Consider the following 14,895-nt stretch of genomic DNA (forward strand, 5'->3'; position numbering starts at 1 on the left):
AAATAATAGCAATGGTATCGGTGGTTTTAATGTGTGTGTCGCTCAGTGTTACTGCTGCAAACAAAGAGCTAGAAACACTCGCCCAACAGTATTTTTCAACGATGGTTGCTACTCAAGCACCAAACGCAACGCATAAAGAGCTAGAAGCTTTTTTGGCGTTATTAAGTGACGATGTTGGCAGCCAACATATTCCATTCCAACCTGATGATACCCGCGCACCTGATGGTAAAGAAAACATGCGCAAAGGGATGACATTTTATTTAGCTGCTCATACTGAATATGACGCCAAGTTACTCGACACATTTATTTTTAATAACTCTGGTTTTGCAATTCGTTATAGTCATCATGCTAAAGGTGTTCACCCGCAAAACCAGCAACCTATAGAATATAGCCAGACTATTATGGATGTTATTGAAGTCGAAGACGGAAAAATAGTGATGATTCGTAAATACCATCAGTAGTTTTATTTTTAACAATCAAAAAGGAGTTTTTAATGCCACATTTTGTGATTGATTGTGCCAGTTCTATTTTAGACATACATGATGAGATGACTATTAATAAAGCAATACACAAAGTTGCTCATAGCACCGACTTATTTGTCGAAAGTGATATAAAAGTAAGAGTTAATCCCTTTGATAGTTACTTAGTCGGAAATAAGCAAGAGCCATTTATCCATGTATTCACTCATATAATGCAGGGGCGAACCACAGAACAAAAAGCGGCACTATCAAAAGCAGTTGTCACTAAGTTACATGAGATGTTTCCTGATATTAAAAATATTGCCATGAATATAAATGACTTTGAAAAAGCGACTTATTGTAATAAAGCCCAGCTTTAAGCTTTCAACTAAAAAAAGAATACCATGCTACGTTTAAGAAATTTCAAACTTGAAGATAAAACTTTACTCGTCAACTACTTAAATAACCCTGATGTAAAACGATTTTTATCCCCAAAAATACCGTCGCCATACACAATGGATGATGCCTGCTGGTGGATTGAAATTGGCAGTAAGGCAGGCGGAATTTTTGCAATTGAAAAAGACGGCATATTTATTGGTTGCGTCAGCGCAATCAAAGGTGAGCTTGAATATTGTAAATCAGCAGAGGTTGGTTATTGGCTAGCAAAAGAGTATTGGGGGCAAGGAATAGTCACTGAGGCCCTCGCATTATTGATAGAACAAGTTCAATCAACAACTGATATTGCTCGGTTGCATGCAATCGTTTTTGATGGAAATACAGGCTCAGATAAAGTATTACTTAAATCAGGCTTCAAGCATGAGGCTTTACTAGAAAAAGCGATTTATAAAGCGGGAACTTTTTATAATGCAAACTTATATGGCAAGCTTATGCTTAGCACTATATAAACCAGCAAGTTGATATAAAGCTGGCCTTGTGAGTTTTTGACTCACAAGGCCTTAAGTACTAAATTTTGCCAGTCAGTTCTTCAACGATTGCATTCATTTCAAGTGGCATCTGCGCCAAAATAGAGTCATGATCATTTGCTAATACAAGGTCTTTTTCAATATAAGAAACAACTTCTAAGTTTTTAACATTGATGATGCCACCAAAAGCAGTAACACGTCTTACGCCAGGTACTGGAATACCGCCGCTGCTGTCCACGTGTAAAACAATCACATTTTCAAAAGAGAAGTTTTTGTCTTTAATTGCGCCAGAGCTTTTCAATGCTTTGGTTAATTTATCCATAGAGTACTGTAAATCGGTCGCAATTTTCTGACCATAGGTATTGATTTTATAATCACCTTTATTTGCACCACGGCGAATACTTTCACCTAAGGTCCAAGATAGGTTACCAACAGTACTATAAAGTTGTTGTGCCGATATTACAGAGGCGCCATATTTGCCAGCTACGCCAGCAGTAATTGCCAAGCCTACTTCCGTTTTATTTCCTGGTACGCCATGTAATGACACAGGGAAAATCATTGCAGGGCTAGAAGTAGAGAACTCAATAGGTAGTTCGTATTTATCATTTGTCTTAAGTTCTGTAGATACACAACCCGTTAGAGCGAGTGATGCAGCAAGTGATAAAGTGGCAATCGTTTTCTTTAGATAAGCATTCATAATAGTTCCTTTTTTAATGGTGTGGTGCTTCCTTGGGCGGTGATTATACAAATGGTTTTAACTTACGCAATGTATAAAAAAGAGTAGATATTGCTGCGTTAATTTTTATTTTTATTAGTGCAATGAAAATGCAGTAGAACTACATAATGTAAGGTCTTGAGAGGAGGCTTGTTGTTGTTAAAGGGATTGTTTAGGAACGTGAGAAAAACTCACCCTAGGTGTTTTGTTATATTATAACGCTATGTTTTTATTGATTAAATTGTTTTTGTTAGCATAGCTTTCTCTGTATCACTCATTTTGACATAGAAATTGTGTACTAACTGATTGTTGCTATAAATTGCTAGACTTTATTGCTTTGGCTTTGTTGGGTGTTTTGTTTGAAGAATTAATAGAAAGTGTTCCCCAAGAATGCGGTACTCGGTGTCAGTCCTGAAACCATAAGGTCTCAGGGCGGGGATCTGCGGTTTACCGTAGGCTTCTCGGTACATGCCGAGCTTGCACAATAGTAGACGAACAGAAACCCTAACATAAAATTTATCGGCTCAGGGACTTAACCAAGCTCCAGCACCTCAGGGAACAACTTCAGTATATAAGACATAATCCAATCCTTAAACCCAAAATCAAAATAAATCTACTGTTTGCACGGTTTTCCATCACTGGTAACCAAGTATTTACTTTTAGGTGCGCATTTTGAACACTGAGCATCGCGTTAAACAAGTAGCTTGATCCTAATCATACATTTTATTGGAGTTGCTATTTATCGAGTGGTAGCATTAGCTTAACTAATACTGTGAAGAGTCCATCATGAGCGAACTACCTGATTACCAACAAGCCCAATTATTACTTGAAAAAAACGAGATATTTGTTGCCCCAGCTGAAGCCCACGGTGTGATCAGTGGTTTACTTGCATGTGGATTGAGCATAGAGGCAAAAGAATACCTAGCCTTATTGAGTGACGTATTTAATGATGGGCAATCATTTAGTAATGATCTAAAAACCTTTTTTGCCACTATTTATAAGCAAGTAGTTGATAGTTTTAGCGATGAAGAGTTTCAGTTTGACCTATTTTTACCAAGCGAAGATGAAACCCTTATTGATCAAGCAAATGGCTTAGTGTCATGGGTTGCTGGTTTTATGTTGGGCTTTGGCTTAAAACAAAAAGATTATGGCAAGCTATCAGCTGATGTGAAAGAAGTGATTAGTGACTTTAGTGAGATCACTCGCTTAGATACTATGTTTGACGAAACCGAAGAAGACAGCCAAGCACTGCATGAGGTGATTGAGTATGTACGTGTATCAGCACTATTATGTTTTGCTGAGCTTGGTAAAGAGCAAGTGACTGACACAAAAAAAACACTTCACTAAAAAACAGCAAAACAGAGATAACTATGCCAACAGTGTGTATTGAAAAAGCTGAATTTAAAGCGCGCCGCGAACGTTTGCTCGCGATGATGGAACCAAACAGTGTAGCGATTATTCCTGCCGCCAGTGAGGTCACACGTAGCCGAGATACTGACTATGCTTTTCGCCAAGATAGCGACTTTTTCTATTTAACAGGGTTTAATGAGCCTGATGCGGTTTTAGTTCTCAGTCCAGGCAGTGAAACGCCTAGCACACTGTTTTGTTTAAACAAAGATAAGCTCGCTGAGATATGGCATGGCCGCCGTATTGGCTTTGAAAAAGCAAAAACAGAATACTTATTCGACCAAACATGTGCACTCAGTGAGCTAACTGAACAATTATTGAATTTGGTGAACGGCCAGCAGATTTTATTTTATGCACAAGGTAGTTATCCAAAGTTTGATGACACCGTTTGGTCACTATTGGGCACTTTACGTAGTAACCGTACTTATAAAGCTCCGAATACCATTAAAGACATTCGTGGTTTAATTCATGAAATGCGCTTGTTTAAATCCCCCGCTGAAATCAATATTATGCGCAGTGCATGTGAAATTAGTGCCGACGGTCATATTCGCGCTATGCAATTTGCTAAACCAGGGGCCACTGAATATCAATTAGAGGCTGAGCTACATCATCACTATGCGATGAATGGTGCACGCCACCCCGCGTACGGCACTATTGTTGGTAGCGGCGATAACGCCAATATTTTACATTACACCGATAATAGCGATGTAATAAATGATGGTGACTTAGTGCTTATTGATTCGGGCTGTGAGCTACAAGGCTACGCCGCTGATATAACACGTACGTTTCCTGTAAATGGTCAATTTAGTGAGCCTCAGGCTCAGCTCTATAATATTGTATTAGCTGCCCAAGAAGCTGCATTCACTGAGGTTAAACCGGGCGGTTGCCTTTCAAAAGCAAATAAACGCGCAATGACCGTGCTTACTCAAGGCTTAATTGATTTAGGTATTCTGCAAGGTGATTTAAAAGAGCTTTTAGCTAGCCAAGCGTGCAAGGCATTTTATATGCACGGTCTTGGTCATTGGCTTGGTCTGGATGTTCATGATGTTGGTGACTACAAGCTAGATGAAAAAGAACGTTCATTTGAAGCTGGCATGGTACTTACTATTGAACCTGGGCTTTATATTAGCCTTGACGCTAAAGCACCCGAGCAATTTAAAGGTATTGGTATTCGTATTGAAGATAACCTGTTAGTTACAGAGCAAGGCTATGAAAACTTGACTGCTAATGTGCCTAAGACTATCAGTGAAATTGAAGCGCTTATGAGCCCAAAGGCTAATTAAACGCTAGGAGTAAAGCGTGGCAGAACAGTTTGATGTTGTAATTATCGGTGGCGGCTTAGCAGGGGCAAGTTGTGCGTTAAGCCTTGCTAGTTATGCACCAGATTTAACTATCGCGGTTATTGAAGCCAACCAACCCAGTGATGATTATCACCCTAGTTTTGATGATCGCAGTATTGCACTTGCTCAGCAATCGGTGCAATTTTTACAAACTGCCAATATATTTGACCCACAAGCTTCGTTTGCAGCTGCCATTAAACAAGTTAGTGTGTCAGACCGTGGTCATTTTGGAAAAACACATATTGATTGCAATGAGTTTGCACAAGACGCTTTGGGTTATGTGGTTGAGGTTAATCCGTTTGGACGCTCTTTACATAATCAATTAATGAATAGTGCGGTAAAAGTGTTTTGCCCTGATACCGTTGCAAGCTTAAATTACCAAGTAGACTCAGCACAGCTAACACTTGAGTCCGGAGCTGAATTAGGCGCAAAACTTGTGATCATTGCCGACGGTGCACAATCCCCAACGCGTCAGTTAGCCAATATCAACTTTAACACTAAAGCATATTCACAAGGTGCGATCATTGCGAACATTGAGGTAGATGGTGGTCACCACAATCACGCATTTGAACGTTTCACTGAGCACGGACCTATGGCATTACTGCCAATGAGTAATAACCGTTACTCGCTAGTTTGGTGTATGGAGCCTGAGCAAATCAAGCAACATATGGCGCTTGATGACGATGCATTTATTATTGCGCTGCAAAGTGCCTTTGGCTATCGCGCAGGGCAATTTACCAAAGTGGGCGTGCGTGCGAGTTACCCGCTAGTTTATGGTCGTGCTGATTCTCTTTTTAGTCATCGAACAGTATTAATTGGCAATGCAGGACACGCCATTCACCCAATTGCAGGGCAGGGCTTTAATCTAGGACTGCGAGATGTACAGTTATTATGTGAACTTGCCAGTAGCGAGCATGTAATGGGGAGTTACCCATTTGTGAGTGAATATGCCAAGCAACGCAGTCACGATATTAATACTGTCATGACACTTACAGACGGGTTAGTCAGGTTATTTTCAAATAAATCACGAATTCTTGCACTTGGCCGAAGTTGTGGCTTATTCACTATGGATTTATGTTCATCATTAAAAACACCACTGGCAAAGCAGTTAATGGGACAAGTAGCACAAGGTAAACGACTATGAAGCAAGTACAAGTGTGTATAGTGGGTGGTGGTTGCGTAGGATTGACGCTGGCACTGGGTTTAGCTAAAGCGAATATTAGCGTAGTTGTTGTTGATGCAGCAGCTAAACAGGCTCCTCCAGGTGATGAATACGGGTTGCGCGTAAGTGCCTTGAGCCTTGCAAGTCAGGCATTATTTGAATCACTTAATGTTTGGCCACAAATTACTGCTCAACGCGCACGTGCATATACACATATGGATGTTCGCGACCAAGATAGCTTTGGTAAAATCGCATTTAATAGCGACGAGCTTGATTTGCCCCAATTAGGCCACATCGTTGAAAATGATATTATTCGCTATGCATTGATTAACGAGTTAGAGCAGCAAAGCCAAGCAACTTTACTATTTGATACGTGCTATCAGCAAATTCACCAAAGTGATAACGATGTATTTGTTACCCTTGAGTCTGGTGAACCGATTATTGCCAAGCTTTTAGTAGCGGCTGATGGTGCAAATTCAGCCATTCGTAAACAGTTTAATTTACCAATCACATTTAAAGATTATGATCATAATGCACTTGTTGCCACGGTTAAAACGGCACAGCCACATGAAAATACCGCGCGCCAAGTGTTTTTACCTACAGGGCCGTTAGCCTTTTTGCCTTTAACAGATGCCAACACACACTCTATTGTATGGTCAACCAGCCCCGCACATTGCGACACATTGTTAGCTTTATCTGATAATGACTTTAATAAAGCGGTAATGGCTGCACTCGATGGACAATGTGGTTTATGTGAAGTACAAAGCCAGCGTGTCGCATTTCCACTCAAAATGCGTTACGCACAGCAGTGGATTGCAGGCAAAGTGGTATTAATTGGAGATGCTGCCCACACGATACACCCATTAGCAGGGCTTGGCATGAATTTAGGTCTGAAAGATGCGGCTTATTTAATTGAGTTGTTAAGCTCGCAGCAGGGAGAATTTGCAAATGAGCGGCTACTTCGTGATTACGAACGCACCCGCAAACTTGATGCGCAAAAACACATTGCCATGATGCAAGGCTTAAAAGAATTGTTTGAAGGTACTAACCCGCTTAAAAAGCTCATCCGTGGTGTGGGTTTAACGATGGTTGATAACTTAGGGCCTATTAAACAGTTGTTTGCTAAACAAGCGATAGGAAAGTAAATTCATATTTAAAGTAGTGTGACTTTTAAAGCCGTAAGAATTTATCTTGCGGCTTTTTATTTGCAGTTGTTAAAATGATAGCGCTGTCATTTTTGTTGGTGTATGATTAATTTTTTGTAATAAAAATGGTTTTAGTATTGTATGCCTTGTTTTTTAAAGCTTTTACAGTGTAATACTAAAATAATTAATTAAAATAAACAGTTGAGATAAATTATGGAAGCAACCGTCGAGTGTGACGCAAACACTAAGCATAATATTTGGCTGCCAATGACATTGGCCGGGTCAATGTTCTTTATTCTAGGGTGTATAACCTGGTTGAATGGCGCAATAACCCCGTTTTTACAACAAATGCTAGTGTTATCACCATTGCAAGCATCGTTCATTATTTCATCGTTTTATATTGCTGTAACAGTCGCAGGTATCCCATCTGCAATGCTTATAAAGCGTGTTGGCTATAAAAATGGTATGGCGATAGGGTGTGCGATAATGGCTGCTTCGGCGCTAATGTATATACCTGCCGCTAAAATGCAAATGATCGAAATATTCTTATTTGCACAGCTAATGATAGGTGTTGGCCAAACTATTTTACAAACCGCTATCAACCCGTATGTGGTTAAAATGGGCTCTGAGAAATCTGCTGCAGTACGTGTATGTATTATGGGCTTATTAAATAAGTTTGCTGGTGTAATTGTACCTGTACTTTTTGCAGCCGTAGTCGTAAGCGGCGTAGTTGCTGACGGTGAACAGTTATCACAAGCACAAAAAGATACGATGGCGAATAGCTTGATCCTACCTTATATGGGTATTGCTGGTTTAATTTTTCTATTTGCATTATTTGCTAAGTTTGCACCATTACCGGATTTAGTATTCGAAGAATCTGAAGGTAACGGCAAAGGTGAAGTAAAAGAAGCGTTAAGCCATCCACACCTAGCGTTAGGCGTTATTGGTATTGCCTTATATGTAGCCGTTGAAGTTATCGCAGCAGATACTATTGGTTCATATGCACTTCACTTAGGAATTGCTGATTACTCTGTTATGACTTCGTATACTATGGCGTGTATGTTAATCGGTTATGCTATTGGTATTGCACTTATTCCACGTTTTATGTCGCAGCAAAATGCACTTGTTATGTCAGGTATTGCCGGTATTGTGACTGTGCTTGCCGTTGTTATGGGCAGCAACGATTCGTTTATTATTGCTAACTTATTACTTGTACCATTTGGTGGCCCTGAGTTACCTGATCCATTGTTATGTATCGCATTACTCGGTTTTGCTAATGCAATGGTTTGGCCTGCAATTTGGCCGTTGGCACTTGCAGGGCTTGGCCGTTTAACGGGTACTGCATCTGGTTTATTAATCATGGGTATTGCGGGTGGTGCATTAGGTCCATTACTTATAGGCTTAGGTAACGTAGCCGGTCTTGGTTCTCAAGGTGCTTATATCGTGATGATCCCAAGCTATATCTTCATTTTATTTTATGCCCTAAAAGGCCATAAAATGAGAAGTTGGAAATAATTAAGTTATCTAGCTGCAGGCTAGAATAAAGCTACCGAGTTTGGTGATAAAGAGCGTGGTTTTATACCGCGCTTTTTTATGCCTTGAATTTGAGGTAATGATCAAAATTGGCTAGATGCTTACGTGTAGTCTCGATGTAGGTTGGGCTTTAGCCCAAAAGGCACCGAGGTTTTAGGTTACAGGTCGCTTTAATTTAAGCACCATTTTGGTGATAAATCACCACCAATAAAAAAGCCGTGCTTGACTGAGCAAACACGGCTTTTATAACTTTTTAGCCTTTAGTTTAGAAAGCGTAGCTATAACCTAGTTGTAATGTACGAGGTTTACCTGGTTGAATACCGCCATTTGCACGGTTAGCAACGTAGGTTTTGTCAAACAGGTTATCCACTGTTAGGTATACTTTTTGATTGTCATCAATTAAGTATTTAGCAGCTAAATCCCACACTACGCGACTGTCGATAGCATTAAGGCCATCTGTAGATAAGTCAGCGTGAGCATCTGATACGTAACGTACTTGCGTGTCAAACACGAAGCTTGAAAGCTGCGCACCCATAGACAAGGCAAGTTGGTTTTCAGGGACGTAAGGCATAGCGTCGCCTTTACTTACAGAACCCCAAATGTCTGACTCAAATTCATTTTTAAATTGAGAGTCAGTGTATGTGTAAGTCAAACGCACTGGGAATGATGCACTGTTAGTAGCAAAAACGCGACCAGCAGAGAATTCAAAACCAGATACTTCTACTTCACCGTAGTTGTATTGATCGCCAATGTTATCATCGTTACAACCTACAGATGCTGTACAGTTACCGTGCATGTTGTCGTAGTCAGAGAAGAATGCAATAACTTCACCATCAAAGCCAGCGATGTTATAACGACCACCAAACTCAATGTTTAAGCTTTCTTCTTCTTCTTGATCTGCATTGCCAGGTGCTGCAGGCGCATAACCTTGCTGAATACCTGCAAGTAGCGTTAGGCTATCGTTTACAGTGTAAGTCGCACCAAGTGACGGAATTAAGATTTGCGTATCGTTAGAGATGTCTTTTTTAAGTGCACCTTCACGCTTTGGATCTGTTTTTTCCCATTCTTGGCGGTTAATAGTGATATCTTCATAACGAAGACCTGCACTAATCATTAATGCATCCATAGTCCATTCGTCATGAACAAATAACGTTGTTGCTTCAGCGCTATCAATGCGGTTGCTGTTAGAGCCTGGTAAGCCTTTGCTTGTCAGGGTCATAGAAAGATCTTGATTAAGCGTGTACTTGTCTTCCCACTGGAAACGGTCCATTTCATCTTCATGGTAGCGTACACCAACCGTTAGGTAGTGGTTGCCCGCTGGAATGTGCAGCTCAGACTGAATACCTTTTGCTTGGTAGTCGCGGTTATTGGCTTTAATACCTATGCCTTCAATACCTTCGCTGGTAGGGTTTGCTTCAAATTCGCTGTACTGTTGTAAGTAGCTTTCGCTTACTTTACTTGCTTTGTACCAGTTACGATGAAAGTCGTTTAAATATGCTGTTGCAAGTAATTCATAGCCATCACCAAAACGATATGCATAGTTTAATTGGTATGCATTGTGTTGAGTGTTCATTACATCATTTTGCGAAGCCGCATAACGACGATAAGGAGATTCATCGTAGTCAGCTTGTGTTAAACCCATGTAAGTTTCATCAGATGTTTCGTCTGAGTATTTAACTTTCATTTCAAGGTTATGTGCTTCGTTTTCACCAAAGTCAAAACCAAACTTTACTAATAAATCGTTCTTTTCAAAGCCCGTATTGTCACTGCCTACAGGTAGGTCTTTAAAGCCATCAGCGCCGTAAGTAAATACTTCAACTAAACCTGCGGCATTGTTTTTCTTTTTCCCAAAGTAAGCATGACCTTTATAAAAACCGTCTGAACCAAGTTCAGCATTAACTAAACCTGTTGAGCCTTCAGTAGGTAAGCTACGTGATACTAAGTTTAATACACCACCCGTTGTACGTGGACCATACTTAACCGATGCTGCGCCTTTTAAGATTTCAACTGATTCCATACGACCCATCGTTGGGAAGTAGTATGCAGAAGGTGCTGAGTAAGGAGCAGGGGCTGCAAGTACACCATCTTCCATTACTGAGATTTTATCGTTACGGCCAGTACCCGTTCCACGCATACCTATATTAGGGCGCAGGCCGTAGCCGTCTTCTTCTTGAACATACACACCAGGTACAGAGCTTAATACACGTGAAATATCAGTGTATTCAAACTTTCCTAGCTCTTCGTCACTAATAAAAGTTGCTGAGCCAGGAATATCGTTAATAGCCGCTTGTGAGCCAATTACGGTAATTTGCTCAAAGCTCTTTTCTTCATTGGTTGCATCCTTTGCAAACGCATTGGCGCTTAATGATAAAGCGATAGCCGTCGAAAGTGTTGAAACAATAAACTTAGGTGTCATTGTGCTTCCTATTTGAGTTTGATTTTGATTCTAATTTAAACTGGCGCAATTTAAACATGTAAAATAATACGAATCAATCCTATTTGTGATAAAAGTCATTATTTTGACGCTGATTATCACGTACCCTTTATAAGTACAAGTGATCGGCTAGATTTTTTTATAATAAATCAACCTAAATGGAATAATGCATAATGTAATGAGGTGGGGATTAGGTTAAACGTAACGCAATAAACTCAGCGAGTTTATCAGCCGCGTTATCAGGCTGATCAGCGCGTTTAATTAAACTAATACCAATTTGCCCAAGTTCAGGTAGGTGTTTTGTTTGTAATTGATAGTTAAGCTCATGTGGAACAGTACTTTTTGCTAGTACGGTAATGCCAAGCCCTTCTTTTAATGCCGCAGTGAGTCCTGTTAGGTCGGCATTACTATAGGCAATTCGGTAATTTATACCTGCCTGTTTTAAAGCTTCGATGGCGCGGCGGCGATAAATGCAGCCTTCTGGTGCGGTGACTAACGTCACCACTTCGTTTTGCACTAATGACAAATCGCCAACCCACACAAGTTGGTCTTGCATGAATACGGGGAACTTCTCAGAGTTTAAATCTTCATTTAATGCCAATACTAAATCAAATTGATCTTCTCGCGACACAGAGAGTAAATGTTTACTCAAACGCGATTTAACTTCTAAAGAGACATCAGGGTATAGCGCTATAAAATCGCCAATGATAGATGGTAATATCCGTGCGGCAAATTCGCTGGGAATACCTAACCTTACTTTGCCGGTAACGTTCTCTTTGGTAAACAACTGTAAGATACTGTCGTTTTGCAACAGCATGTGTTTAGCCATCGGTAATAGTAGCTCACCATATTGATTAAGCACTTGGCGCTGGCCTTGCTTTTTAAATAGCTTATGGCCGAGCATGTCTTCAAGGCGCTTAATTTGTAAGCTTACAGCGGGTTGAGAAAGGCCTAATAATTCGCCCGCTTTGGCGAATCCACCTACCTCGACCACGGTAATTAAGGTGCGTAATCCATCTGTTGAAATATTCTTCATATAAAAAAATTCAATTTATAAGGTTAAATACATAATTATTATTTATCAATTGATAAGAAATTACAATTTGTTGTTCACCATCTCGCACAATATACTTTCACAACTATAGATTGATAGGTGTCAACGATGACTTTTACTCCAATAATGTTTGCTCGTCACAGCCAACTAGAAGCGCCGCAGAGCAATATGCTGCAGGCCGATAATAATAGTGTGGTCATCGATTTTAGCGGCACTGAAGCAATCCCATTTTTAACGGCTATTTTAGGGTTAGATTTAAATAAACTAACCGCTAGTGGCTTAGGCCTAAAAGGCACGTTAGACGGCGACTTAAATAGCACCTATAGTTTTGCTTTGTATTACTTTAGCGAGACCGCTTTTAGATTTGTTTTACATAGCGATGCCAGCGCGCAACTTCAGTCACTTATTTGTGAGCAGCAGCTACGTTACGATATTGAATTTGTCGTACGCAGTGATTTAGCTGTATTAACCCTATGCGGTGAGCAAGCGTTTGATACATTGATTGATGCTTTTAAGCTTACCCCAGGTTTACGCTTATCTAACGCGACAAGCTGTTATGGCGCACAAAGTGGCGAGGTATTTATTACCGCCATAGATAAACAATCTCAGCAATATTTTCAGCTGGTGGCTAAAACCCCAGCGCTTGCAAAATGCCAAGCAACATTACAGCAACGCGGGTTTGATTTAACTCTGCCTGAGGTTGCTTAACTAGTTTTTAAAACTCGGTTTTTGAGCCGTGTTTGTAGTAACAAATCGCAATTTGGGTGTCAGTGCAGTACAACTTATGTATAATCGCCGCCCATGTTATTCCCCCTCATTAAATTGAGGCCACGCCCAACATTGGGTTAATTATAAAGTGAAGGAATATTATGACTTCTAAAACAGTTTTACATGCAAAGCACCTTGAAGCTAACGCTAAAATGGTTGATTTTCACGGCTGGGAAATGCCAATCAACTATGGTTCACAAATCGAAGAGCACAACGCAGTGCGTACCGATGCTGGCATGTTTGACGTATCGCATATGACGATTGTGGATGTTAAAGGCGAGCAAGCACAAGCATTCTTACGCAAACTCGTTGCTAACGACGTAGCTAAGTTAACTGTTCCAGGTAAAGCCTTATATACAGGCATGCTTAACGAACAAGGCGGCGTAATCGACGATCTTATCATCTATTTCTTCTCTGAAACGCAATACCGTTTAGTGGTTAACTCAGCAACTCGCGAAAAAGATTTAGCACATATGGCTAAAGTATCTGCTGATTTTGCCGTTGAAGTGACTGAGCGCCCAGAGTTTGCAATGATTGCAGTACAAGGCCCTAACGCTAAAGCAAAAACAGCCACACTTTTAACAGCTGAACAACAAGCTGCCGTTGAAGGTATGAAGCCATTCTTTGGTGTTCAAGTTGGTGATTTATTTATTGCGACAACAGGCTATACTGGCGAAGACGGTTACGAAATTGTAGTACCGAACGACCAAGCTGCTGATCTTTGGCAACAACTGCTAGATGCAGGTGTAAAGCCAGCAGGCCTTGGCGCACGTGACACACTGCGTTTAGAAGCAGGTATGAACCTTTACGGCTTAGATATGGACGAAAGCGTTTCACCACTTGCAGCAAACATGGCGTGGACCATTGCGTGGGAGCCTGAAGATCGTGACTTTATCGGTCGTGATGTATTAGTTAAGCAACGCGCAGAAAAAAGCACAGACAAATTAGTTGGCCTAGTGCTTGAAGAAAAAGGCGTATTGCGTAGCGGTTCTAAAGTAATCGTTGAAGGTGGCGAAGGGGTTATTACCTCTGGTACTTTCTCACCTACACTTGGTTTTAGTGTTGCTCTTGCACGTGTACCACGTTCAACCGGCGAGACAGCCCAAGTAGAAATGCGTAAAAAATTAGTTAACGTAAAAGTAGTTAAACCAAGCTTTGTACGTAACGGTAAGTCTGTACTTTAAAGTATTAATTAAAATTTGGTGTTATCACCCAATAATACCAATCATGTTGAGTTATTAACCACTTATAGCGACAGATAAATAGAGTGATAACAAGGCATTAATTTTGATATGTAGTTGTTCTACCTGATAAATTAATAACGCAGTTAGCGCTTTATTTAGACAGCTAGAATGGTTAAATATTTAAGTTGATTGGTATCAAAACCAAAGGAACAAACAAATGAGCAATATCCCTAGCGAGTTAAAGTATGCCTCTTCACACGAGTGGGTTCGCAACGAAGGTGACGGTACTTTCACTGTAGGTATTTCTGAGCATGCACAAGAGCTTCTTGGCGACATGGTATTTGTTGAATTACCAGAAGTAGGCGACGAAGTAGACGCTGGCGAAGATTGTGCAGTTGCAGAGTCTGTTAAAGCAGCATCAGACATCTACGCACCAATCAGCGGTGAAATCATTGCAATCAATGAAGAGCTTGAAGATGCACCAGAAACAGTAAACAACGACGCTTACGGCGACGGTTGGTTATTCCGCATTAAAGCATCTGATGAGTCTGAGCTTGAAAACTTGCTTGACGCTGAAGGCTATGCAAACACCATCGACGAAGACTAATTATTAGTTATTGTTGAGACAAAAGCCCCACAAACTGGGGCTTTTATGATTTTACCGCTTACCTTTCCATACATTGTAAGTCACTAAATCAAAAAGCTTTTAAGTTATTGCTAGTTACCCATTAGTGATAACCATTTATTTTTTGGATCATAGGAATCTGGACAA

Annotated in this window: 14 protein-coding genes and 1 other RNA gene; 11 read left to right on the plus strand and 4 right to left on the minus strand. The window is 40.4% G+C overall.

Annotated elements, in window-relative coordinates:
• The first annotated feature begins 29 nt into the window (after positions 1 to 29).
• Genes ACHUE3_RS07505 through ACHUE3_RS07515 form a run of 3 tightly spaced genes read left to right on the plus strand, consistent with a single transcriptional unit; the run spans position 30 to position 1,363 of the window.
• Positions 30 to 461, plus strand: coding sequence for a nuclear transport factor 2 family protein (locus tag ACHUE3_RS07505; RefSeq protein WP_394192238.1), 432 nt, complete (start codon positions 30 to 32; stop codon positions 459 to 461).
• Between the two features lie 32 nt (positions 462 to 493).
• Positions 494 to 838: a 5-carboxymethyl-2-hydroxymuconate Delta-isomerase gene (locus tag ACHUE3_RS07510; protein WP_394191728.1), complete on the plus strand. Its 345-nt coding sequence runs from the start codon at positions 494 to 496 to the stop codon at positions 836 to 838.
• A gap of 24 nt (positions 839 to 862) precedes the next feature.
• Positions 863 to 1,363: a GNAT family N-acetyltransferase gene (locus ACHUE3_RS07515; protein ID WP_394191730.1), complete on the plus strand. Its 501-nt coding sequence runs from the start codon at positions 863 to 865 to the stop codon at positions 1,361 to 1,363.
• Positions 1,364 to 1,421: 58 nt separating this feature from the next.
• On the opposite strand, the gene ACHUE3_RS07520 is transcribed toward ACHUE3_RS07515, so the two are convergent.
• Together ACHUE3_RS07520 and ssrS are read right to left on the minus strand one after the other, a co-directional pair.
• Positions 1,422 to 2,078 (minus strand): hypothetical protein, encoded by a 657-nt coding sequence (locus ACHUE3_RS07520; protein ID WP_394191732.1) that lies wholly within the window; start codon positions 2,076 to 2,078, stop codon positions 1,422 to 1,424.
• A gap of 395 nt (positions 2,079 to 2,473) precedes the next feature.
• Positions 2,474 to 2,657, minus strand: a non-coding RNA gene (ssrS, locus tag ACHUE3_RS07525) — 6S RNA.
• Positions 2,658 to 2,882: 225 nt separating this feature from the next.
• On the opposite strand from ssrS, the gene ACHUE3_RS07530 reads away from it, so the two are divergent.
• The 5 genes from ACHUE3_RS07530 (at position 2,883) to nagP (ending at position 8,665) form a co-directional block, all read left to right on the plus strand.
• Positions 2,883 to 3,443: a UPF0149 family protein gene (locus tag ACHUE3_RS07530; protein ID WP_394191734.1), complete on the plus strand. Its 561-nt coding sequence runs from the start codon at positions 2,883 to 2,885 to the stop codon at positions 3,441 to 3,443.
• A 23-nt stretch (positions 3,444 to 3,466) separates the two neighbouring features.
• Complete coding sequence (gene pepP / locus ACHUE3_RS07535) at positions 3,467 to 4,786, plus strand: Xaa-Pro aminopeptidase (RefSeq protein WP_394191736.1); 1,320 nt, start codon at positions 3,467 to 3,469, stop codon at positions 4,784 to 4,786.
• Positions 4,787 to 4,802: 16 nt separating this feature from the next.
• Positions 4,803 to 5,987: a 2-octaprenyl-6-methoxyphenyl hydroxylase gene (gene ubiH, locus ACHUE3_RS07540; protein ID WP_394191738.1), complete on the plus strand. Its 1,185-nt coding sequence runs from the start codon at positions 4,803 to 4,805 to the stop codon at positions 5,985 to 5,987.
• A complete protein-coding gene (locus ACHUE3_RS07545) occupies positions 5,984 to 7,150 on the plus strand; it encodes an FAD-dependent monooxygenase (RefSeq protein WP_394191740.1) in 1,167 nt (388 codons plus the stop codon). Before ubiH ends, ACHUE3_RS07545 begins: the two co-directional genes overlap by 4 nt.
• A 213-nt stretch (positions 7,151 to 7,363) precedes the next feature.
• On the plus strand, positions 7,364 to 8,665 hold the full coding sequence (nagP, locus tag ACHUE3_RS07550) for an N-acetylglucosamine MFS transporter NagP (protein ID WP_394191742.1): 1,302 nt from the start codon (positions 7,364 to 7,366) through the stop codon (positions 8,663 to 8,665).
• 283 nt (positions 8,666 to 8,948) lie between these two features.
• Here nagP and ACHUE3_RS07555 read toward each other — a convergent pair whose 3' ends face one another.
• Together ACHUE3_RS07555 and ACHUE3_RS07560 are read right to left on the minus strand one after the other, a co-directional pair.
• Positions 8,949 to 11,099: a TonB-dependent receptor family protein gene (locus ACHUE3_RS07555; RefSeq protein ID WP_394191744.1), complete on the minus strand. Its 2,151-nt coding sequence runs from the start codon at positions 11,097 to 11,099 to the stop codon at positions 8,949 to 8,951.
• Positions 11,100 to 11,307: 208 nt separating this feature from the next.
• The gene (locus tag ACHUE3_RS07560) at positions 11,308 to 12,153 is read right to left on the minus strand and encodes a LysR family transcriptional regulator (RefSeq protein ID WP_394191746.1); all 846 of its coding nucleotides are present in this window, start codon (positions 12,151 to 12,153) and stop codon (positions 11,308 to 11,310) included.
• 126 nt (positions 12,154 to 12,279) lie between these two features.
• On the opposite strand from ACHUE3_RS07560, the gene ACHUE3_RS07565 reads away from it, so the two are divergent.
• The 3 genes from ACHUE3_RS07565 (at position 12,280) to gcvH (ending at position 14,730) form a co-directional block, all read left to right on the plus strand.
• A complete protein-coding gene (locus ACHUE3_RS07565; protein ID WP_394191748.1) occupies positions 12,280 to 12,879 on the plus strand; it encodes a hypothetical protein in 600 nt (199 codons plus the stop codon).
• A gap of 161 nt (positions 12,880 to 13,040) precedes the next feature.
• The gene (gcvT, locus tag ACHUE3_RS07570; RefSeq protein ID WP_099296428.1) at positions 13,041 to 14,123 is read left to right on the plus strand and encodes a glycine cleavage system aminomethyltransferase GcvT; all 1,083 of its coding nucleotides are present in this window, start codon (positions 13,041 to 13,043) and stop codon (positions 14,121 to 14,123) included.
• A 217-nt stretch (positions 14,124 to 14,340) separates the two neighbouring features.
• Entirely contained in the window at positions 14,341 to 14,730 is a 390-nt protein-coding gene (gene gcvH / locus ACHUE3_RS07575; protein WP_394191751.1) for a glycine cleavage system protein GcvH, read from the plus strand.
• Positions 14,731 to 14,895 lie beyond the last annotated feature (165 nt).

Origin of the sequence: Pseudoalteromonas atlantica, from assembly GCF_043641955.1 — a bacterium.
Taxonomy (GTDB): domain Bacteria; phylum Pseudomonadota; class Gammaproteobacteria; order Enterobacterales; family Alteromonadaceae; genus Pseudoalteromonas; species Pseudoalteromonas atlantica_A.

Excerpts from the sequence above, each read along its gene's own strand:
- ACHUE3_RS07505 (WP_394192238.1), top strand. The coding sequence starts at position 30 with ATGTGTGTGTCGCTCAGTGTTACTGCTGCAAACAAAGAGCTAGAAACA.
- ACHUE3_RS07510 (WP_394191728.1), top strand. The coding sequence starts at position 494 with ATGCCACATTTTGTGATTGATTGTGCCAGTTCTATTTTAGACATACAT.
- ACHUE3_RS07515 (WP_394191730.1), top strand. The coding sequence starts at position 863 with ATGCTACGTTTAAGAAATTTCAAACTTGAAGATAAAACTTTACTCGTC.
- ACHUE3_RS07520 (WP_394191732.1), bottom strand. The coding sequence starts at position 2,078 with ATGAATGCTTATCTAAAGAAAACGATTGCCACTTTATCACTTGCTGCA.
- ACHUE3_RS07530 (WP_394191734.1), top strand. The coding sequence starts at position 2,883 with ATGAGCGAACTACCTGATTACCAACAAGCCCAATTATTACTTGAAAAA.
- pepP (WP_394191736.1), top strand. The coding sequence starts at position 3,467 with ATGCCAACAGTGTGTATTGAAAAAGCTGAATTTAAAGCGCGCCGCGAA.
- ACHUE3_RS07545 (WP_394191740.1), top strand. The coding sequence starts at position 5,984 with ATGAAGCAAGTACAAGTGTGTATAGTGGGTGGTGGTTGCGTAGGATTG.
- nagP (WP_394191742.1), top strand. The coding sequence starts at position 7,364 with ATGGAAGCAACCGTCGAGTGTGACGCAAACACTAAGCATAATATTTGG.
- ACHUE3_RS07555 (WP_394191744.1), bottom strand. The coding sequence starts at position 11,099 with ATGACACCTAAGTTTATTGTTTCAACACTTTCGACGGCTATCGCTTTA.
- ACHUE3_RS07560 (WP_394191746.1), bottom strand. The coding sequence starts at position 12,153 with ATGAAGAATATTTCAACAGATGGATTACGCACCTTAATTACCGTGGTC.
- ACHUE3_RS07565 (WP_394191748.1), top strand. The coding sequence starts at position 12,280 with ATGACTTTTACTCCAATAATGTTTGCTCGTCACAGCCAACTAGAAGCG.
- gcvT (WP_099296428.1), top strand. The coding sequence starts at position 13,041 with ATGACTTCTAAAACAGTTTTACATGCAAAGCACCTTGAAGCTAACGCT.
- gcvH (WP_394191751.1), top strand. The coding sequence starts at position 14,341 with ATGAGCAATATCCCTAGCGAGTTAAAGTATGCCTCTTCACACGAGTGG.